Origin of the sequence: Citrobacter sp. TBCS-15 (assembly GCF_005280815.1) — a bacterium.
Taxonomy (GTDB): Bacteria; Pseudomonadota; Gammaproteobacteria; order Enterobacterales; family Enterobacteriaceae; genus Citrobacter; species Citrobacter werkmanii.
Window position 1 is genome coordinate 741,027 of record NZ_SZWK01000102.1, and the last position, 20,086, is coordinate 761,112.

A 20,086-nucleotide genomic window follows, 5' to 3' on the forward strand; every position below is an offset into this window, starting at 1 on the left:
GTAACTATGCACAACTCAACTCCTCTTTCCGCCCTGCGTAACCTGCTGATAGCGCAGGGACTGGACGGTATGATTGTCCCGCGCGCCGACGCTCACCAAAGTGAAGATTGTACGCCGCATGATAATAAGCTGGCCTGGCTGACTGGGTTTAGCGGCTCTGCGGGACTCGCATTGGTCCTGCGCGATCGCGCATTAATGTTTGTCGATGGGCGCTATCAGGTCCAGGTGCGCAATGAAGTCTCGCTGGATGATTTTGAAATTCACCACTTACACGATGAGCCGTTGGCCGACTATTTGCAGTGTCACGTTGCAGCGGGCGCGCGTATTGGCTTTGAGCCGCTGTTGATGGTCAACAGCCAGTTTGAAGCGCTGTCGGCGACGCATTGCGAACTGGTGCCTCTGGAGCAAGATCCTTTCGACCAGATATGGCTCGATCGTCCGGCTGCGCCCTGCGGCATCATTCGCGAAATGCCCCTCGACATCAGCGGTGAGAGCAGCGCGCAGAAACGTGCGCGGGTGGTAGAGCTGCTCGTTCAACATCAGGCCGACGTGCTAGCGATTACGCTGCCGGACAACATCGCCTGGCTGCTCAATGTCCGCGGTTCGGATCTTGCTATGGTTCCAGTGCCGTTCTCATTTGCCCTGCTCCATCGCAGCGGCGAACTGGAATGGTTTGTGGATAGCAACAAAACACAGCAGCTCCCCGCATCGCTGTTGGATACGCTTACGCTGGCCCCGCAAGAGAACTTCCTGGCTCGCTGCCAGCAGTTGGCAAATGGGAAGCGCTTTCTGGTCGATAAAGACTACGCTCCGGTGGCATTGCGTTTTGCCATAGAAGAACATGGCGGCAACGTCCTGTGGGCCCCCGATCCCATCACGTTAATGAAAGCGCACAAAAATGACGTTGAACTGGCAGGCTATCGGGAATGCCATGAACAGGATGGCGCAGCCTGGGTTAACTTCCTCGCATGGCTGGCGCATGAGGTCCCTTTAGGCGAAGCGGCAGGCAATCCGATCACCGAACTGGAAGCACAGGCTAAACAGCTGGAGTTTCGCCAACAGCAGCCGGGATTTATCGAGCAGAGCTTCAGCACGATTTCAGCCTCTGCCAGCAATGCGGCGATGTGTCATTACCACTCCAGCGAAAAAACCAATACGCCAATTACCTCGCAGGCCATGTACCTGAATGATTCCGGTGGTCAGTATCATAATGGTACGACGGATACGACGCGTACCCTCGCATTTGGCCCACAGGATCCGCAGCGACGCTTGCACTACACCGCCGTGTTGAAAGGCTTCTTGTCACTTATTTCACTGCAGTTCCCCAGCGGTACTCAGGGCCATCAACTGGATGCCTTTAGTCGGCGGGCGTTGTGGGATTTGGGACTGGATTTTGATCATGGAACCGGGCACGGCGTAGGCCATCAGTTGCTTATCCATGAACAACCTCATCGCATTGCCAAAAAAGTTAACCCCTGGCCTCTGGTGGCGGGCAATATCATCACCATCGAACCGGGTTATTATCTGGCCGGGCAATATGGGATCCGCATTGAGAATCAGGTGGAGATTATCAACAGCCGTCCGGGCTTCTGCCGCTTCTCAACGCTGACGCTGGTGCCGATTGATTTGAACCTGGTGGAACTACATCTGCTGAGCGATGCTGAGAAACAGTGGATTGATGATTACCACCAGCAGGTCAGAGAGACATTGTCCCCACGCGTAAACGCAGAAGCCCGTCCGTGGCTGTTCGCCGCCACTGCGCCCATTCGCGTTCAGGCCAATTAAGGCATTAAAAAAGGCAGCCCGCAGGCTGCCTTAGTTCTCCCCAACTTCTTACTGCTTAGCTGTTACGGATGTATTCATCCATTTCAGTTTTCAGGTTATCGGACTTAGTACCGAAGATCGCCTGAACACCGGAACCAGCAACCACGACGCCCGCCGCACCCAGTTTCTTCAGGCCAGCCTGATCCACTTTGGCAACGTCAGCCACGCTAACACGCAGACGAGTGATGCACGCATCGAGGTTAGTGATGTTTTCTTTACCACCGAATGCAGCAACCAGAGCCGGAGCCATTTCGCCGGACGCACCCGCTTTGCTGTCTTCGGTAGCATCTTCACGACCAGGCGTTTTCAGGTCCAGCGCTTTGATCAACACACGGAAGATGGTGTAGTAAACAATCGCATAACCGATACCGACAATCGGGAACAGCCACAGTTTGCTGCTGTTACCGGACAGAACGATAAAGTCGATCAGACCGTGAGAGAACGATGTTCCGTCACGCATACCCAGCAGGATACAGATCGGGAATGCCAGACCAGCCAGAATCGCGTGGATGATGTACAGGATCGGCGCCACGAACATGAAGGAGAACTCGATCGGCTCGGTAATACCGGTCAGGAACGAGGTCAGCGCCGCGGAGATCATGATGCCGCCCACTTTCGCGCGGTTTTCTGGTTTAGCAGAATGCCAGATAGCGATAGCGGCAGCCGGCAAACCGTACATTTTGAACAGGAAGCCACCGGACAGTTTGCCCGCAGTCGGGTCACCCGCCATATAGCGAGGGATATCGCCGTGGAACACCTGGCCCGCAGCGTTGGTGTACTCACCGATCTGCATCTGGAAAGGAACGTTCCAGATATGGTGCAGACCAAACGGCACCAGGCAGCGTTCAATGAAGCCATAGATACCGAACGCCACTACCGGGTTCTGGTATGCAGCCCACTGGGAGAACGTCTGAATAGCAGTACCGATCGGCGGCCAAATGAAGGACAGAACCACGCCTGTGAAGATGGCAGCCAGACCAGAAATAATAGGAACGAAGCGCTTACCCGCAAAGAAGCCGAGATACTCAGGCAATTTGATACGGTAGAAACGGTTGAACATATACGCTGCAATCGCACCGGAGATAATCCCCCCGAGAACACCCGTATCAGCAAGGTGTTTAGCGGCGATCTCTTCAGCAGGTAAATGCAGAACCAGCGGCGCAACAACAGCCATGGTTTTAACCATGATGCCGTAGGCAACAACGGACGCCAGTGCAGATACGCCGTCATTGTTGGTGAAGCCTAACGCAACACCGATGGCAAAGATCAGCGGCATGTTCGCAAAAACAGAACCGCCTGCTTCTGCCATTACGTGCGATACAACGGCTGGCAGCCAGCTGAAGTTAGCGGAACCGACACCCAGCAGGATACCTGCAATCGGGAGTACGGATACCGGCAGCATCAGCGATTTACCGACCTTTTGCAGGTTAGCAAATGCATTCTTAAACATAATTAGGAGTGCTCCTGAGTATTTGTGCTTATACACTTCATCCTTCAAACCGCCTCAACGTTGGCTGTGCTCGTTCACTCCAGTCACTTACTCGAGTAAGCTCCTGTCATTCACTCACTTGCCGCCTTGATGCAGCTTGAATGATTTTGTGTATTCTACGTTCTCACGCATTGGCAAGGGGGGAGAGCCTCGCCGTGGACAGAGCATCTAAGTGCTCTTTATTTATTACACAGAGTAAAATAATTCAGCCTGTTTTTGTTTGACGGCTATCACAATTCAGTTGTGAATGGCCGCAAAATTCGCACATTACGATAAAATGAGTTTCTGAATGTGTCTAACTGGTTATTCACCGCCCATTTTGTGGCGGTGAACTTTACTCGCTTTAGTTATTAATTACGAGCTTTAAAAAAAGTCAGTTAGCGGACTGATTGCAGGCGAGAAGCATCGATGTGAAACAGGCGGGCAAAGTTATCAGTGGTTGCCTGCGCCAGTTCTTCCACGGCAACACCTTTCACTACGGCCATGTACTCTGCGACATCACGCGTCATGGCGGGTTGGTTCTCTTTTCCGCGATGCGGTACCGGCGCAAGGTACGGGGAATCCGTCTCAACTAACAAACGATCCAGAGGAACATAACGGGCAGCATCACGCAGTTGGTCAGCATTACGGAACGTGACGATGCCGGAAAACGAGATATAAAAGCCGAGATCCAGCAATTTGCCCGCCGTTTCTCTGTCCTCTGTAAAACAGTGTAGTACGCCGCCACAATCCGTCACCTTTTCTTGGCGCAGAATTGATAATGTATCGGCTCGGGCATCACGAGTATGAACGATAACCGGTTTCTGTAACTCGCGGCCAATCTGAATATGGTGGATGAAAGATTCCTGCTGGCGCACCTTCGTTTCCGGCGTGTAAAAATAATCCAGCCCGGTTTCTCCCATCGCTACCACACCGTCTTCGGCGGCAAAACGACGCAGGTCTTCAACATCATAAGTTTCATCCTGATTTAACGGATGCACACCGCAGGAGAAAACCACGTTGTCACGTTGGCCAACCAGTTCACGCATACTGCGGTATCCCGGCAGGGTTGTCGCGACGGCAAGACAAAATTTCACATCGCGTGCGGCTGCTTTCGCCAACACGTCATCCACGTCCTTATGCAGAGATTGATAATCCAGGCCATCAAGATGGCAGTGTGAGTCGACTAAAAACATAATGTCTCTCTCAAAGATGAGGAACAGGCAGTACGGTGCCCGGTTGCAGGTAATGCTCAATACGAAGGATAAGATCGGTTAACACCAGTTCACGGTTTAAACCCGTCACGTTCAGCAACTGCTGACGGCAATGACAAACATCACCGAGTATCGCCTGTATCTGGGCGACGGATAACCGCTCTGCGATAGAAGAGATGAGATCCTGAGCATCAGGATTGGTTAAATGGGAAACCCCATAGGGACGCTTTAGAGCATCCGTCAGCAGCGTTGCCAGCCAGTGTAAACGAGCGGCAGCCTGATCGTGGTTAAGCGCCGTTAACAGGATATACCAGTCGCCTGAATGCAGGGTGTTCGCCAGCGCAGCGAGGAAATCTGTGCGGTGCGTCCAGCTTGCGTCCTGCAGTAACGTTAATGCCGCACCCGGCGATCCCGCACTCAGACGTAATGCGCTCAACAATGCTTCCGGTGACAACGTCACTTCACGACTAAGCCAGGAGATAGCGTACGACTCTGCCGGTGGTGCAAGGTGATGTAACCGACAGCGGCTACGTAGCGTGGCCAATAAACGCGCAGGCTCTCGACTGGCGAGGAAGAACCAGGTCTGCGCCGGAGGCTCTTCCAGCGTTTTCAGCAACGCATTAGCGGCGGCGTCGGTTAACTGGGCGGCATCCGGGATCCACACCACTTTCGCCCCGCCCAGGCGTGAATGCTCGTACAGTTTCTCACTGACTTCGCGTACCGCATCAACCCCGAGCGTGCTTTTACCTTTTTCCGGCAGCAGCGAATAGTAGTCCGGATGCGTTCCCGCCTGCATCAGCTGACAGCCGCGGCAGTGTCCGCAGCTTTTATGTCCTTCCGGCTGCTGACACATTAAATAGCGACTGAGCGCGTAAATCAGCGCATCGTCGCCCATGCCGGGTAACGCCTGAATCAGTAACGCATGGTGACCACGACCGGCCTGGTAGCTCGCTACCAGTTTTTCAAAATCAGGTCGTAACCATGGGTACCATTTCATGCGCCCTGCTCCTTCACCCACTGGGTAACGGTATTGCGGATATCAGCCATCACAGCCTCCAGCGGCTGCGTAGCGTCGATAGTACGAATGCTGGCGTCTTTGGCAGCCAGCTCAAGATAGCGCGCTCGGGTGCGATTAAAGAAATCGAAAGATTCCTGTTCAATACGGTCCAGTTCGCCGCGCGCACGCGCACGCTTCAATCCGACTTCTGGAGTGACATCCAGATAGAGCGTCAGGTCCGGACGAAAATTTCCGAGTACCGCATCACGCAGCGTTGCCAGCATATTTTGATCAATGCCGCGGCCACCGCCCTGATACGCCTGGGTCGACAGGTCGTGACGATCGCCAATGACCCATGCTCCTCTCGCCAGAGCAGGTTTAATAACAGTTTCGACCAACTGTACGCGCGCGGCGTAAAACATCAGGACTTCGGCTTTGTCGGTAATGACCTCGTCACCCACCGACTTAATGTCCAGCACCAGACTTCTTAGTTTCTCAGCGAGCTGCGTTCCACCAGGCTCGCGGGTAAAAACCATGTCACGAATACCGAGTTGCTCAAGTGTATCTACCACCACATTACGCGCAGTGGTTTTTCCGGCGCCTTCCAGGCCCTCGATGACGATATAGTTACTGCCCATTTTTTTCCTTAAGCACTTTCAGGTAATCCTGTACTGACCGGTTATGGCTGACAAGATTGGTGTTAAATGTGTGGCCGCCTTTACCATCTGCCACGAAATAGAGATACGGCGTTTTTGCCGGATGTGCGGCAGCCTGCAACGAGGCCTCTCCCGGCATGGCAATCGGGCCTGGCGGCAGCCCGGTGATGGTGTAGGTGTTATAGGCGGTTGGCGTTTCTAAATCCACACGCGACAATTTGCCATTATACCGTGTCCCCATGCCGTAAATCACCGTCGGATCGGTTTGTAAACGCATGCCAATACGTAAGCGGTTAATAAAGACCGAGGCCACCTGGTCGCGCTCGCTGGCGACCGCAGTTTCTTTTTCAATAATCGAGGCCATTGTCACTAGCTGATTTTTATCCTGATAAGGCAGACCATCAGCGCGCCCTTCCCAGACAGTATCCACCGCTTTAACCATCTTTTGATGCGCACGTTTTAGCAGTGCTACGTCGGTCGTATTGGCGGTATACATCCAGGTATCGGGCCAGAACCAGCCTTCCACCCACTGCGGGTTTTCCAGCTTCAGCGCCTGAGCGACAGTCTCGTAGTTATCGTCACTCAGCGTATGTTTGATATAGAGCGCATCGCGCAGTTGTTTGAGGTAATCACTCAGGCGCATCCCTTCCACCAGACGTAACGGGAACTGCGCCTCTTTACCGCTTTCCAGCAGTAGCAGCATCTCTCGCACCGTCATGTCGGGCGTCAGGCGATAGGTACCCGCCTTAAAATGCGACAGCTCAGGCTCCACACGCAGCAGCCACTGGAACACGCGCGGACGATTGATAACCTTATCCACATACAGCTGTTCACCGAGAGCCAGACGGCCTGTACCCGCTTTCAGCGTAAAAATGGTCTCTTCTTTAATCAATAACTTACTGTCCGCCAGATGGCGAACTTTCCACATTCCCACTCCCGCGGCAATGCCCAGCACAACCAGCAATAACAGGACAACGAGTAACAGTTTTTTCATGACTAATTCGGGTGCTCACAAAGTGGGGCTAAAAAATCGAATAACAAACGTGAAGACAACAACGTGCCGCCACAGCTCCGCACGGGAATAACCGGCATTAATGCATTACAGACGACGATTTCATCGGCTTGCATAATCTCCTCCAACCCGGCATACACTTCGACAAGACTGAACGGTGATTGTGCCAGCATACGGATACAGAATTGTCGCATAATGCCGTTCACTCCGGCCTGATCCAACCGGGGAGTGTAAACCACATTACCTTTACGCCAGAACAAATTAGCCGCACAGCATTCCGTAACCCATCCCTCGCTGTCAAGAACCAGCGCTTCATCGGCATCCGTCTGCTCAAGATGAGAGCGAATCAATACCTGCTCCAGGCGATTCAGATGCTTAAGTCCGGCAAGCAGCGGATTACGGCCCAGACGCACTGGACTCAACGCCAGCGTAATCCCTTCATGGCGCCAACGATCGTAATGTTCGGGCCAGGCTGAAACAGAGAGAATACGGGTGGCGTTGTGACAATTTGCGCCGCTGTAACCCCGACCGCCGCTACCGCGGCTAATAATGACTTTCAATACGCCACGCGCATGTCCTTGCGCCAGCATTTTCATTTCATCTTGCAGCTCTGACCATTGTTCGAAAGAGATCAGCAACTTTTGGCAAGCGTCTTGTAAACGCGCAAGATGCGCTGCAAAGAGGCAAATTTCACCGTCGATAATTCGCGCGGTAGTAAAACAACCATCACCAAATTGAGTCGCTCGATCGCTTGCGGCCAGCAGATTTTGCTCGCGGCCATTAATTAAGAACATGGAGGCTCCTTATATCTGGTCCGCTAGTTTGGCAGGATGAGTAACACAGGACAAGGGCGAAAAACCGAATAAAAAAAAGGCCCGACAAGCGGACCTTTTCAGTTTTATTTCGATGCTAACGCATCACCTGACGGGACTTAAATCTTTTTAAAGATCAAAGAACCGTTGGTACCACCGAAGCCGAAGGAGTTACACAGAGCATATTCCAAACCACTCACCTGACGCGCTTCGTGAGGAACGAAGTCCAGGTCACAACCTTCATCCGGGTTATCCAGGTTGATGGTTGGCGGAATAGCCTGATCGCGCAGCGCCAGGATAGAGAAAATAGACTCTACCGCGCCCGCAGCGCCTAACAGGTGCCCGGTCATGGATTTGGTTGAGCTTACCATCACACGGCTCGCTGCATCGCCAAAGACAGATTTCACTGCCTGGGTTTCAGCTTTATCGCCTGCAGGAGTAGACGTACCATGCGCGTTGACATAGCCGATCTGACCCGCTTCGATAGCCGCATCACGCAGTGCATTGACCATTGCCAGCGCAGCGCCTGCACCGTTTTCCGGTGGTGACGTCATGTGGTAAGCATCGCTGCTCATACCAAAGCCAACAACTTCAGCATAGATTTTTGCGCCGCGCGCTTTCGCATGCTCGTACTCTTCCAGTACCACCATGCCTGCGCCGTCGCCCAGCACAAAGCCATCACGCTCTTTATCCCATGGGCGGCTTGCCGCTTGCGGGTTATCATTACGCGTAGACAGCGCACGTGCCGCGCCAAAGCCACCCACGCCCAGCGGCGTACTGGCTTTTTCAGCACCACCCGCAACCATCGCGTCTGCATCACCGTATGCAATGATACGTGCGGCATGACCGATGTTATGTACGCCTGAAGTACAGGCGGTCGCGATGGAGATGCTTGGCCCTTGCAGGCCGTACATGATGGTCAGGTGACCTGCCACCATGTTAACAATCGTCGACGGAACGAAGAACGGGCTGATCTTACGTGGTCCACCGTTTACCAAAGAGGTATGGTTTTCTTCGATCAGACCGAGGCCGCCAATACCGGAGCCAATAGCGGCGCCAATACGGTGGGCGTTCTCTTCCGTAATTTCGAGGCCAGAATCCTGCATGGCCTGAACGCCAGCGACAATTCCATATTGAATGAAAGCATCCATCTTGCGCTGTTCTTTGCGCGAGATAATGTCTTCACAGTTAAAATCCTTTACTAAGCCAGCAAATTTCGTTGCATAGGCGCTAGTATCGAAATGGTCGATCAGGCTGATGCCACTCTGACCGGCAAGGAGAGCTTTCCAGGTAGACTCTACGGTATTGCCGACAGGAGACAACATGCCCAGTCCGGTCACAACTACACGACGCTTAGACACGGTTGTCCTCCAGGGAGGGAAAATAATTCAAGTGGGATAAAAAGATAAAACTCAGGCGGTCGAATGACCGCCTGGAGATGTTCACTTACGCCTGGTGGCCGTTGATGTAATCAATGGCAGCCTGAACGGTAGTGATTTTCTCAGCTTCTTCGTCCGGAATCTCAGTATCAAACTCTTCTTCCAGAGCCATTACCAGCTCAACGGTGTCAAGAGAATCTGCGCCCAGGTCTTCAACGAAGGAAGCATTGTTGGTAACTTCTTCCTGCTTAACGCCCAGCTGTTCGCCGATAATTTTCTTAACGCGTTCTTCGATAGTGCTCATACTCTTAAATTTCCTATCAAAACTCGCTTTCGCGATGGTTTTCGTAGTGTATAAAATGTTGAAAAATTTGCAACTAAATCCCGGCAGGTCTTACCACGATTTTACGTTATTTTGAGGCCATTCCCACTAATAACGCAAATATTTTTCAATCGTGGTTAAACCATGTACATCCCGCCGTTGACGTGCAAAGTCTCACCTGTGATGTAACTTGCTTCGTCAGAAGCTAAAAATGCAACCGCACTGGCGATTTCCTGAGCGCCACCAAGGCGACCCGCAGGAACCTGCGCCAGGATACCCGCACGCTGATCGTCAGACAGCGCACGCGTCATGTCCGTTTCAATAAAGCCCGGAGCAACAACGTTTACAGTAATACCACGGGACGCAACTTCGCGCGCCAGTGATTTACTGAAGCCGATCAGACCTGCTTTCGCCGCAGCGTAGTTAGCCTGACCCGCATTTCCCATGGTACCAACCACAGAACCGATAGTGATAATACGCCCATGACGCTTTTTCATCATAGCTCGCATTACCGCTTTTGACAGACGGAAAACAGATGACAGGTTGGTTTCGATGATATCGTTCCACTCGTCATCTTTCATGCGCATTAACAGGTTATCACGAGTAATCCCGGCATTATTGACCAGAATATCGACTTCACCAAATTCTGCGCGAATATTTTCCAGAACAGATTCGATAGATGCCGGATCGGTCACATTCAACATCAGACCTTTACCATTTGCACCTAAGTAATCGCTAATGGCCTGCGCGCCGTTTTCACTGGTTGCAGTACCGATAACTTTCGCGCCACGGGCAACGAGTGTCTCAGCAATTGCGCGGCCAATTCCACGGCTTGCACCGGTTACCAGCGCGATTTTTCCTTCAAAATTCATGGGCTTCCTCTTTTATTGCTCTAGCGCCGCAGACAGCGCTGTCGGCTCATTCAGTGCCGAAGCGGTCAGGGTGTCAACAATACGTTTCGTCAAACCGGTGAGAACTTTACCTGGCCCCACTTCATACAGGTGCTCTACGCCCTGCGATGCCATAAATTCAACGGTTTTGGTCCACTGAACCGGGCTGTACAGTTGACGCACCAGCGCATCGCGAATCGCGTCTGCGGTAGTTTCACACTTCACGTCGACGTTGTTCACAACTGGAACAGTCGGCGCGTTGAAAGTGATTTTTTGCAATTCAACGGCCAGTTTCTCAGCGGCAGGCTTCATCAGCGCGCAGTGAGAAGGCACGCTGACCGGCAACGGCAGCGCACGCTTGGCGCCAGCGGCTTTACAGGCAGCCCCTGCACGTTCTACGGCTTCTTTATGCCCGGCGATAACTACCTGGCCCGGCGAGTTGAAGTTAACCGGAGAAACGACCTGCCCTTCGGCAGACTCTTCACACGCTTTAGCGATAGAGGCATCGTCCAGACCAATAATCGCAGACATGCCGCCAGTACCTTCCGGTACGGCTTCCTGCATGAATTTGCCGCGCAGTTCAACCAGACGGACGGCATCGGCAAAACCCATTACGCCCGCACATACCAGCGCAGAGTATTCGCCCAGGCTGTGACCTGCCATCAGCGCAGGTGTTTTACCCCCCTGCTGCTGCCATACGCGATACAGCGCGACAGACGCAGCCAATAGCGCTGGCTGCGTCTGCCAGGTTTTATTCAGTTCTTCTGCCGGACCTTGCTGAGTCAGCGCCCACAGATCATAGCCCAGCGCAGCTGATGCTTCAGCAAAAGTTTCTTCAACAATTGGGTAGCTTGCTGCCATTTCAGACAACATCCCAACGGTCTGGGAACCCTGCCCCGGAAACACAAATGCAAATTGCGTCATGTTAAAATCCTTATACTAGAAACGAACCAGCGCGGAGCCCCAGGTGAATCCACCCCCGAAGGCTTCAAGCAATATCAACTGCCCGGCTTTGATACGCCCGTCGCGGACGGCTTCGTCCAGTGCGCACGGTACGGAAGCCGCGGACGTATTGCCATGTCTGTCCAGTGTAACGACGACATTATCCATCGACATGCCCAGCTTTTTCGCTGTCGCGCTGATAATGCGCAGGTTTGCCTGATGCGGCACCAGCCAGTCCAGCGCAGAACGGTCGAGATTATTGGCTTCAAGCGTTTCATCAACGATGTGGGCAAGCTCGGTCACCGCGACTTTAAATACTTCGTTACCCGCCATCGTCAGATGAATCGGGTTATCCGGATTTACGCGATCGGCGTTAGGCAGCGTCAACAACTCACCGTAGCGACCATCAGCGTGCAGATGCGTGGAGAGAATACCCGGCTCTTCGGATGCGCTCAGTACCACCGCGCCCGCGCCGTCACCAAAGATAATGATCGTTCCACGATCGGTTGGATCACAGGTACGAGCCAGAACATCAGACCCCACGACCAGCGCATGCTTCACTGCGCCAGACTTAACGTACTGGTCAGCAACACTCAGGGCATAGGTAAAACCCGCGCAAGCGGCCGCAACGTCAAACGCCGGACAGCCTTTGATCCCCAGCATACTTTGGATCTGGCATGCCGCGCTTGGAAATGCGTGTGTGGATGATGTGGTGGCAACCACAATCAGACCAATTTCTTCTTTGTCGATGCCCGCCATTTCCAGTGCACGGTTTGCGGCGGCAAAGCCCATCGTCGCAACTGTTTCATTTGGCGCTGCAATGTGGCGTTCACGGATACCTGTACGAGTGACGATCCACTCATCAGACGTCTCGACCATTTTTTCCAAATCGGCGTTAGTACGCACTTGTTCAGGCAGATAGCTGCCGGTACCAATAATCTTCGTATACATGTACGCTCAGTCACTTTTTGGTTATATACCGCCACGAGCAAAACGCCGGTACGCTGGCAGCATTCACAAACGCACTGTTATCTGTGCGCCCGTGAGTTTGCGCTTTCGCCATCGTCCAGCAGTTCGAATCCAGCTGGGTATACAGATTCCAGGCGAGCGGCAATTCGCTGAGGAACTTGTCGCTGCACCGCCTGCACTGCCTGTTCAATCGCGACCTCAAATGCTCGCTGATTAGCCGCACCATGACTCTTAATCACCGTGCCGCGCAATCCTAACAGACAGGCGCCATTATACTGGTCGGGGTTGAGGTGACTAAATCGCCTTGTCAGGCTTTTTTGTAACCAACGTTTTAATAAAAGCAGCCACCACGACCGTTTTTTGCTCTCACCCTGAGATTTCAGCAGTGAAAGGAACATTCTGACAACACCTTCCATCGTCTTTAATGTGACATTGCCGGTAAAGCCGTCACAGACCAGCACATCGGTTTTGCCAGTCAGTAACTCATTGGCTTCAAGATAGCCTATATAGTTAATGGAAGGGATTGTTTTTAGCACTGCAGAAGCATCCCGAATACTGTCGAGACCTTTAGTTTCTTCTTCGCCGATGTTGAGCAACGCAACGCGAGGATTAGCAATCCCAACGACTTCTTCTGCCAGGACCGAGCCCATGACGGCAAATTGCACCAACATCGTGCTATCACAATCCACGTTAGCGCCTAAATCCAGCACCACCGTTTTGCCCTTTTGTTGATGCGGTAAAACCGTCACCAGCGCAGGACGCTCAATACCTTCAAGAGGTTTGAGCAATAACTTCGCAAGTCCCATTAGCGCGCCCGTATTACCGGCGCTCACACAGGCTTGCGCTCGACCTTCTTTCACGAGCTCCAGGGCAACACGCATTGAGCTTCCACGACTGGCGCGAATAGCTTGCGAGGGCCGGGCATCACTGGCAATAACTGACTGAGCAGGGATAATCTGCAGACGTGAACGTTGTTCGAAGTCAGCTTTGGCAAGTAATGGCGTGATTGTATCGGGATCCCCGACTAAAAGAAGTGTGAGTTGCGAATTAGAATTCAGTGCCTGCAATGCTGCAGGCACTGTCACGGTAGGGCCAAAATCTCCCCCCATGACATCTAACGCCAGGGTTAGACGTGTCAAGGTATCGTCGCTGCCCGGTTAGGTGTTTCCCCAGTTACCCGGGGAAAGCCTCACTAAGCTTCATCACGCTTGCGCTCTCTGTCTTTCTCACCGAAGCGGGAAATCCATTGAGTCATGCGTGATTACTTAGCGATTACCTTACGGCCACGGTAGAAACCGTCGGCAGTGATGTGGTGACGCAGGTGTTGTTCACCAGAAGTTTTGTCTACAGACAGGCTGGTGACTGCGGTCAGAGCGTCATGAGAACGACGCATGCCACGTTTGGAACGGGTTGGTTTATTCTGTTGTACGGCCATGGACCTTACTCCTCAATTACTTACGCTTTAAGCTGGCTAATACGGCAAATGGGTTTGGTTTTTGCGCTTCATCAGGCAATTCACCAAAGACCATGTCCGCCTCGGACACTTCACAGTGTTCAGAATCATGCACCGGAACTACCGGCAAGGAGAGGATAATCTCATCTTCAACCATTGCAAGCAGATCGATTTCACCGAACTCGTTAACCTCAATCGGCTCATACGCTTCCGGGAGTGCTTCAGCCTGCTCGTCAGAACGGACAGGACTAAAACAATATGTTGTGTGAACATGAAGTGGGAACGGTTTCCCGCAACGCTGACATTCGAGCGTAACCGACACTTTTGCATCGCCGGTTATAACGGCAAGGCGCTGGTTATCGATAGCGAACGACATGGAGCATTCCACATCACTGTCCACACTGACTACAGAATCGGCGACGCGCTCAACCAGATCAGAAGTATAGATACCTTCATAATCGAGGCGTTTTTGAGCCGTACGAACCGGATCAAGAGTCAGGGGTAATTTTACCTTTTGCATAGGGCGCGCATATTAACTTTGTAACGTCATATAGTCAAAGAAAAAGGCAGCCTGAGGTTGCCTTTTGCCAATAATTCGCACACATTGCGGGTCATCGACTTAAAATCGCTCAAGACAAGCCAATACAGCCAGCTTGTAGGACGAAGTCCATAGTTTAAAATGGCTCTCATCAATACGCTATATGCGAGGGGAAAAATATGCCTCAACTTATACTTGCCTCGACCTCTCCCTGGCGTCGCGCTTTACTTGAAAAACTGGCAATTCCGTTCGAATGCGCGGCTCCCGAGGTGGATGAAACGCCGTTACCCGGCGAAGCGCCACGCCATTTAGTCTCGCGACTGGCGCAACAAAAAGCGCAATCTCTCGCTCACCGTTATCCAGCGCATCTGATTATTGGCTCCGATCAAATTTGTGTTCTTGATGGTGAAATAACCGGCAAACCATTAACAGAAGAAAATGCGCGCCAACAATTACTCAAAGCCCGTGGCAATATTGTGACTTTTTACACCGGACTGGCGCTTTATAATTCAGCTACCGGACATTTACAAACTGAGGTCGAGCCGTTCGATGTTCATTTTCGGCATTTAAGCGAAGCGGAAATTGATGATTACCTGCGCAAAGAACGCCCGCTACATTGTGCCGGTAGTTTTAAAAGTGAGGGGTTAGGTATTGCTCTCTTTGAGCGTCTTGAGGGCCGCGACCCAAATACGCTGATCGGCCTGCCGCTGATCGCATTGTGTCAAATGCTGCGCCGGGAAGAGATGAACCCGCTGAACGCCTAGTTAATCTGCCTGATGGCGACGCGATGCGTCTTGTCAGGCCTACAGCACATAACGCGATTTGTAGGCCTGATAAGCAACGCGCATCAGGCTTTGCTGCGTAACACCTCAAGGCAGCGCTTCAACTGCTTATCCAGCGGCGCTTCAACACGCATCACTTCGCCCGTCCCCGGATGGGTGAATTTTAACGCCGCGGCGTGAAGGAACAGCCTGTTCAGTCCGGTATCCGCGAGTTGCTTATCGAACTCGCGGTCGCCATAGCGATCGTCAAAGGCTATCGGATGCCCGGCATATTGGGTATGCACACGAATCTGGTGCGTACGCCCTGTCACCGGACTACAGCGCACGAGCGTGGCAAACGCATAGCGCTCCTCTACCTTAAAGCGTGTTTCCGACGGCTTGCCTTCCTGATTCACCCGCACGATACGCTCGCCGCTTTGCAGAATATTCTTCAACAGCGGCGCCTGCACGGTTTTGACATGCGACTGCCACTGGCCTCTCACCAGCGCCAGATAGTCTTTCTGCATCCCTTTTTCACGCAGCTGCTCATGCAACGAACGTAAAGCTGAGCGTTTTTTAGCAACCAGCAGCACACCGGAGGTATCCCGGTCCAGGCGATGCACCAGTTCGAGGAAACGCGCTTCCGGACGTAACGCGCGTAAGCCTTCAATAACACCAAAGCTTAATCCGCTTCCGCCATGTACGGCCGTTCCTGAAGGTTTGTTAAGCACCAGAATATGGTCATCTTCATACAAAATGACATCAGTCAGCGCCGCAACCTTCTGCAGATTTGGGGAAATAGCCTCTTCTTCACGTTCGGCGACACGCACAGGTGGAATACGCACGATGTCCCCATCTTCGAGTTTGTACTCGGGTTTAATGCGCTTTTTATTCACCCGCACTTCGCCTTTACGCAAAATGCGATAAATCATACTTTTCGGCACACCCTTGAGTTGAGTACGCAAAAAGTTGTCGATGCGTTGCCCTGCTTCGTCGGCAGTAATGGCAACTGTTTTTACGGCTGGAGTCTCTGTTTTCATGGGGGCCGATTTTAAATAGCCATCAAGATTCGCGCCACACATTTTTCTATGCTTATATTAACTGCTATACCCTATTACTTAAGTTTGACATAGCCGATTTGGTGGTTATTAAACCAATCACTACGCGGAAGTGAAAAAACTGTGAGTAACCGGGTGATAAATGGCAAAAGTCATCTTGCTATAACAAGGTTAGCAGTGGAATAATGAGGTTGTTTCCGTGTTGAATCTTGTTAAAACAAGACCTTTTCCGGAATGACCCAATTTTGCCCGACCGATCATCAACGCAGCAATGGCGTAAGACGTATTGATCTTTCAGGCAGTTAGCGGGCTGCGGGTTGCAGTCCTTACCGGTAATAAGGAAGCTTTTCTGGAGAGTAACACCCAGACTGTTCCCCTGATAATTGCGCTGTGTTTCCGTATGAAATACAGGCAACCGACACTCTGCGCCTCTTTGAGCTGACGATAACCGTGAGGTTGGCGACGCGAATAGACACGAGGCCATCGGTTCACACCCGGAAAGGCATTACTCTGCCCGCAGCTTAGTCGTCAATGTAAGAATAATGAGTAAGTTACGATGAAAAGAATGTTAATTAACGCGACTCAGCAGGAAGAGTTGCGTGTCGCCCTTGTAGATGGGCAACGTCTGTACGATCTGGATATCGAAAGTCCTGGACACGAACAGAAAAAAGCCAACATCTATAAAGGTAAAATTACCCGTATTGAACCGAGTCTGGAAGCTGCTTTTGTTGATTACGGCGCTGAACGTCACGGTTTCCTTCCGTTAAAAGAAATTGCCCGCGAATACTTCCCCGCTAACTACAACTCCCATGGTCGTCCCAACATTAAAGATGTGTTGCGTGAAGGTCAGGAAGTCATCGTTCAGATCGATAAAGAAGAACGCGGCAATAAAGGCGCTGCGCTGACCACCTTTATCAGCCTGGCGGGTAGTTATCTGGTTCTGATGCCGAACAACCCGCGCGCGGGCGGCATCTCCCGTCGTATTGAAGGCGACGATCGTACCGAATTAAAAGAAGCGCTGGCAAGCCTGGAATTGCCTGATGGCATGGGGCTTATCGTGCGTACCGCAGGCGTCGGCAAATCCGCCGAAGCGCTGCAGTGGGACCTGAGCTTCCGCCTGAAACACTGGGAAGCCATTCAAAAAGCCGCTGACAGCCGCCCTGCTCCATTCCTGATCCACCAGGAAAGCAACGTCATCGTTCGCGCGTTCCGTGACTATTTACGTCAGGATATCGGCGAAATTCTCATCGATAACCCAAAAGTCATGGAGATGGCGCGTCAGCATATCGCCGCGCTGGGTCGTCCAGATTTCAGCAGCAAAATCAAACTGTACACCGGTGAAATCCCGCTGTTCAGCCACTATCAAATTGAATCTCAGATTGAGTCTGCGTTCCAGCGCGAAGTGCGTCTGCCGTCCGGCGGCTCCATCGTCATCGACAGCACTGAAGCCCTTACCGCTATCGATATCAACTCCGCACGCGCTACGCGCGGTGGCGACATCGAAGAAACCGCATTCAACACCAACCTGGAAGCAGCCGATGAAATTGCTCGTCAGCTGCGTCTGCGCGACCTCGGCGGCCTGATTGTTATCGACTTTATCGATATGACACCGGTTCGCCACCAGCGTGCGGTGGAAAACCGTCTCCGTGAGGCCGTGCGTCAGGACCGAGCGCGTATTCAGATCAGCCATATTTCTCGTTTCGGCCTGCTGGAAATGTCCCGTCAGCGTCTGAGCCCGTCGCTGGGTGAATCCAGCCATCACGTCTGCCCGCGCTGCTCCGGCACCGGTACCGTACGTGATAACGAATCGCTGTCGCTGTCTATTCTGCGTCTGATTGAAGAAGAAGCGCTAAAAGAGAATACCCAGGAAGTTCACGCGATCGTTCCTGTGCCGATTGCCTCTTATCTGCTCAACGAAAAGCGTACTGCGGTCAACGCTATAGAAACGCGTCAGAATGGCGTACGCTGTGTGATCGTGCCAAACGATCAGATGGAAACGCCGCACTATTCCGTGCTGCGCGTCCGCAAAGGCGAAGAAACGCCAACCCTGAGCTACTTGCTGCCGAAATTGCACGAGGAAGCAATGGAGCTGCCGTCAGAACAAGAGTATGTCGAGCGTAAGCAGCCAGAGCAACCAGCACTCGCGACCTTTGCTATGCCAGACGTGCCGCCAGCTCCAACCGTGCAAGAGCCCGTTGTTAAAGCCGCCGCGCCTAAAGCTGCTGCCGCCACCGCAGCAACAGCCTCTCAGCCAGGTTTGATTAGCCGTTTCTTCAGCGCACTGAAGTCTATCTTCGGCGGTAACGAAGAAGCGAAGCCGGTTGAACAACCCGCACCGAAAGCTGAAGAGAAGACGGAACGTCAGCAGGACCGCCGTAAACCGCGTCAAAATAATCGCCGCGATCGCAACGATCGTCGTGATAACCGTGATAGCCGTGGCGATCGTGATAACCGTAACGAACGTGCAGAAAACGGCGAAAACCGCGATGACAATCGTCGTAACCGTCGTCAGGCCCAGCAGCAAAATGCGGAAGCACGCGATAATCGCCAGCAGTCCAGTGATGTCGCAGACAAAGCGAAATCAGGTGATGAGCAGCAGACTCCACGTCGTGAGCGCAACCGCCGCCGCAACGATGACAAGCGTCAGGCGCAGCAGGAAGTTAAAGAGCTGAACCTGGCTGAACAGCCAGCGCAGGATACCGAGCAGGAAGAGCGCGTACGTCAGCCTCAGACTCGTCGTAAACAGCGTCAGTTGAACCAAAAAGTTCGTTACACGGACAGCGCGGCGGTTGAAGCCGAAGTGGCAACTGCCGCGGTGGCAGCTGAGGTCGTTGTCGCTCAACCCGTTGAGCAGTCCGTACCGGCTTCGCGTACCGAACTGGCGAAAGTTGATCTGCCAGCCGTTGTCGCACCTGAGCAGGAAGACAACAGCGAAGCGCGTGACTCCAACGGTATGCCGCGTCGTTCCCGCCGTTCCCCTCGCCATCTGCGCGTAAGTGGACAGCGTCGTCGTCGTTATCGTGACGAGCGTTATCCGGTTCAGTCTCCAATGCCGCTGACCGTCGCCTGTGCTTCTCCTGAATTAGCGTCCGGTAAAGTATGGATCAGCTACCCTGTTGCTCGTCCGCAGGATCAGCAAGTTGAAGACCAACGCGAGCAGGAAATTCGCCAGGAGCAAACTGCTTCTGTCGCGGTAGAGCCTCAGGTTGCTGCGGCTGCCGTTGAGCACATTGTGGACACTCCTGCGCCGGTTGAAGCCGTGCAGCCAGAGGAAGTTGTAACGGAACCTCAGATTGCCGTTGTTGAAACCACGCATCCGGAAGTCATTGCGACCCCGGTTGAAGAACAACCGCAAATTATCGCTGAATCTGACGCGCCTGTAGCTGAAGAAATCGCCGCTGAAGCTGAACCTGTAGCTGAAGTCGCGGTTGAAGAGCCTGCGGAAATCGTCGTCTCACAGCCGGAGGTAGTTGAAGAAGTTGCGGAAGTAGCGCCGACTGTGGAAGAAGTCGCTGCGCCGCAGGAAGTTGTTGCCGCGCCGGTTGCAGAAGCTGAGGTCGTTAAGGCTGAAGTTGTCGCAACAAGCGTTGACGCCGAACACCTTCACAGCCATGCGACTGCGCCGATGACCCGCGCTCCGGCGCCGGAATATGTGCCAGAAGCGCCGCGTCACAGCGACTGGCAGCGCCCGGCGTTCGCCTTTGAAGGTAAAGGCGCTGCGGGTGGACACAGCGCCACGCATCAGGCCACTGCGCCAGCAACACGCCCGCAGCCGGTTGAATAAGCCATAA

At 52.9% G+C, this 20,086-nt stretch carries 18 protein-coding genes; 3 read left to right on the forward strand and 15 right to left on the reverse strand.

What is annotated here, in order from left to right; all coding sequences use genetic code 11:
* The first annotated feature begins 6 nt into the window (after positions 1–6).
* Complete coding sequence (locus FDW96_RS10390; protein ID WP_137365647.1) at positions 7–1,785, forward strand: aminopeptidase P family protein; 1,779 nt, start codon at positions 7–9, stop codon at positions 1,783–1,785.
* A 55-nt stretch (positions 1,786–1,840) separates the two neighbouring features.
* On the opposite strand, the gene ptsG is transcribed toward FDW96_RS10390, so the two are convergent.
* From ptsG to yceD, 14 genes are all read right to left on the reverse strand, one after another.
* Entirely contained in the window at positions 1,841–3,274 is a 1,434-nt protein-coding gene (gene ptsG, locus FDW96_RS10395; RefSeq protein ID WP_003036277.1) for a PTS glucose transporter subunit IIBC, read from the reverse strand.
* A gap of 416 nt (positions 3,275–3,690) precedes the next feature.
* Entirely contained in the window at positions 3,691–4,488 is a 798-nt protein-coding gene (locus tag FDW96_RS10400; protein ID WP_061381762.1) for a metal-dependent hydrolase, read from the reverse strand.
* A gap of 10 nt (positions 4,489–4,498) precedes the next feature.
* Positions 4,499–5,503: a DNA polymerase III subunit delta' gene (holB, locus tag FDW96_RS10405; protein ID WP_061381763.1), complete on the reverse strand. Its 1,005-nt coding sequence runs from the start codon at positions 5,501–5,503 to the stop codon at positions 4,499–4,501.
* A complete protein-coding gene (tmk, locus tag FDW96_RS10410) occupies positions 5,500–6,141 on the reverse strand; it encodes a dTMP kinase (protein WP_137365648.1) in 642 nt (213 codons plus the stop codon). Before tmk ends, holB begins: the two co-directional genes overlap by 4 nt.
* Positions 6,131–7,153 carry a cell division protein YceG gene (gene yceG / locus FDW96_RS10415; RefSeq protein ID WP_137365649.1) on the reverse strand — a complete coding sequence of 341 codons (1,023 nt, stop codon included), beginning with the start codon at positions 7,151–7,153 and terminating at the stop codon, positions 6,131–6,133. The genes tmk and yceG overlap by 11 nt, the downstream gene beginning before the upstream one ends.
* Before the next feature lie 2 nt (positions 7,154–7,155).
* Positions 7,156–7,965 carry an aminodeoxychorismate lyase gene (gene pabC, locus FDW96_RS10420; RefSeq protein WP_137365650.1) on the reverse strand — a complete coding sequence of 270 codons (810 nt, stop codon included), beginning with the start codon at positions 7,963–7,965 and terminating at the stop codon, positions 7,156–7,158.
* A 137-nt stretch (positions 7,966–8,102) separates the two neighbouring features.
* Positions 8,103–9,344 carry a beta-ketoacyl-ACP synthase II gene (gene fabF / locus FDW96_RS10425; protein WP_003036260.1) on the reverse strand — a complete coding sequence of 414 codons (1,242 nt, stop codon included), beginning with the start codon at positions 9,342–9,344 and terminating at the stop codon, positions 8,103–8,105.
* Positions 9,345–9,429: 85 nt separating this feature from the next.
* Positions 9,430–9,666: an acyl carrier protein gene (gene acpP, locus FDW96_RS10430; RefSeq protein ID WP_000103754.1), complete on the reverse strand. Its 237-nt coding sequence runs from the start codon at positions 9,664–9,666 to the stop codon at positions 9,430–9,432.
* 155 nt (positions 9,667–9,821) lie between these two features.
* Positions 9,822–10,556, reverse strand: coding sequence for a 3-oxoacyl-ACP reductase FabG (fabG, locus tag FDW96_RS10435; RefSeq protein ID WP_042309180.1), 735 nt, complete (start codon positions 10,554–10,556; stop codon positions 9,822–9,824).
* Positions 10,557–10,568: 12 nt separating this feature from the next.
* Positions 10,569–11,498 (reverse strand): ACP S-malonyltransferase, encoded by a 930-nt coding sequence (gene fabD, locus FDW96_RS10440; RefSeq protein WP_042309182.1) that lies wholly within the window; start codon positions 11,496–11,498, stop codon positions 10,569–10,571.
* A 15-nt stretch (positions 11,499–11,513) separates the two neighbouring features.
* A complete protein-coding gene (locus FDW96_RS10445; protein WP_006685075.1) occupies positions 11,514–12,467 on the reverse strand; it encodes a beta-ketoacyl-ACP synthase III in 954 nt (317 codons plus the stop codon).
* 77 nt (positions 12,468–12,544) lie between these two features.
* On the reverse strand, positions 12,545–13,624 hold the full coding sequence (gene plsX / locus FDW96_RS10450) for a phosphate acyltransferase PlsX (protein ID WP_072014758.1): 1,080 nt from the start codon (positions 13,622–13,624) through the stop codon (positions 12,545–12,547).
* Positions 13,625–13,746: 122 nt separating this feature from the next.
* Positions 13,747–13,920 carry a 50S ribosomal protein L32 gene (rpmF, locus tag FDW96_RS10455; protein ID WP_003036242.1) on the reverse strand — a complete coding sequence of 58 codons (174 nt, stop codon included), beginning with the start codon at positions 13,918–13,920 and terminating at the stop codon, positions 13,747–13,749.
* A 16-nt stretch (positions 13,921–13,936) separates the two neighbouring features.
* Positions 13,937–14,458 (reverse strand): 23S rRNA accumulation protein YceD, encoded by a 522-nt coding sequence (gene yceD, locus FDW96_RS10460; RefSeq protein ID WP_003036239.1) that lies wholly within the window; start codon positions 14,456–14,458, stop codon positions 13,937–13,939.
* A 197-nt stretch (positions 14,459–14,655) separates the two neighbouring features.
* Between yceD and FDW96_RS10465 the strand changes: the two genes are divergently transcribed.
* A complete protein-coding gene (locus tag FDW96_RS10465; RefSeq protein ID WP_042309189.1) occupies positions 14,656–15,240 on the forward strand; it encodes a nucleoside triphosphate pyrophosphatase in 585 nt (194 codons plus the stop codon).
* An 83-nt stretch (positions 15,241–15,323) separates the two neighbouring features.
* On the opposite strand, the gene rluC is transcribed toward FDW96_RS10465, so the two are convergent.
* Entirely contained in the window at positions 15,324–16,277 is a 954-nt protein-coding gene (rluC, locus tag FDW96_RS10470) for a 23S rRNA pseudouridine(955/2504/2580) synthase RluC (RefSeq protein ID WP_169742015.1), read from the reverse strand.
* 574 nt (positions 16,278–16,851) lie between these two features.
* Here rluC and rne point away from each other — a divergent pair.
* A complete protein-coding gene (gene rne / locus FDW96_RS10475) occupies positions 16,852–20,079 on the forward strand; it encodes a ribonuclease E (protein WP_137365651.1) in 3,228 nt (1,075 codons plus the stop codon).
* Positions 20,080–20,086: the final 7 nt, after the last annotated feature.

Bases quoted from the DNA above. Each gene is read 5' to 3' on its own strand.
- yceD (WP_003036239.1), bottom strand. From the start codon at position 14,458: ATGCAAAAGGTAAAATTACCCCTGACTCTTGATCCGGTTCGTACGGCT.
- rluC (WP_169742015.1), bottom strand. From the start codon at position 16,277: ATGAAAACAGAGACTCCAGCCGTAAAAACAGTTGCCATTACTGCCGAC.
- FDW96_RS10390 (WP_137365647.1), top strand. From the start codon at position 7: ATGCACAACTCAACTCCTCTTTCCGCCCTGCGTAACCTGCTGATAGCG.
- acpP (WP_000103754.1), bottom strand. From the start codon at position 9,666: ATGAGCACTATCGAAGAACGCGTTAAGAAAATTATCGGCGAACAGCTG.
- rne (WP_137365651.1), top strand. From the start codon at position 16,852: ATGAAAAGAATGTTAATTAACGCGACTCAGCAGGAAGAGTTGCGTGTC.
- FDW96_RS10465 (WP_042309189.1), top strand. From the start codon at position 14,656: ATGCCTCAACTTATACTTGCCTCGACCTCTCCCTGGCGTCGCGCTTTA.
- tmk (WP_137365648.1), bottom strand. From the start codon at position 6,141: ATGGGCAGTAACTATATCGTCATCGAGGGCCTGGAAGGCGCCGGAAAA.
- pabC (WP_137365650.1), bottom strand. From the start codon at position 7,965: ATGTTCTTAATTAATGGCCGCGAGCAAAATCTGCTGGCCGCAAGCGAT.
- fabG (WP_042309180.1), bottom strand. From the start codon at position 10,556: ATGAATTTTGAAGGAAAAATCGCGCTGGTAACCGGTGCAAGCCGTGGA.
- holB (WP_061381763.1), bottom strand. From the start codon at position 5,503: ATGAAATGGTACCCATGGTTACGACCTGATTTTGAAAAACTGGTAGCG.
- ptsG (WP_003036277.1), bottom strand. From the start codon at position 3,274: ATGTTTAAGAATGCATTTGCTAACCTGCAAAAGGTCGGTAAATCGCTG.
- fabD (WP_042309182.1), bottom strand. From the start codon at position 11,498: ATGACGCAATTTGCATTTGTGTTTCCGGGGCAGGGTTCCCAGACCGTT.
- yceG (WP_137365649.1), bottom strand. From the start codon at position 7,153: ATGAAAAAACTGTTACTCGTTGTCCTGTTATTGCTGGTTGTGCTGGGC.
- FDW96_RS10400 (WP_061381762.1), bottom strand. From the start codon at position 4,488: ATGTTTTTAGTCGACTCACACTGCCATCTTGATGGCCTGGATTATCAA.
- FDW96_RS10445 (WP_006685075.1), bottom strand. From the start codon at position 12,467: ATGTATACGAAGATTATTGGTACCGGCAGCTATCTGCCTGAACAAGTG.
- rpmF (WP_003036242.1), bottom strand. From the start codon at position 13,920: ATGGCCGTACAACAGAATAAACCAACCCGTTCCAAACGTGGCATGCGT.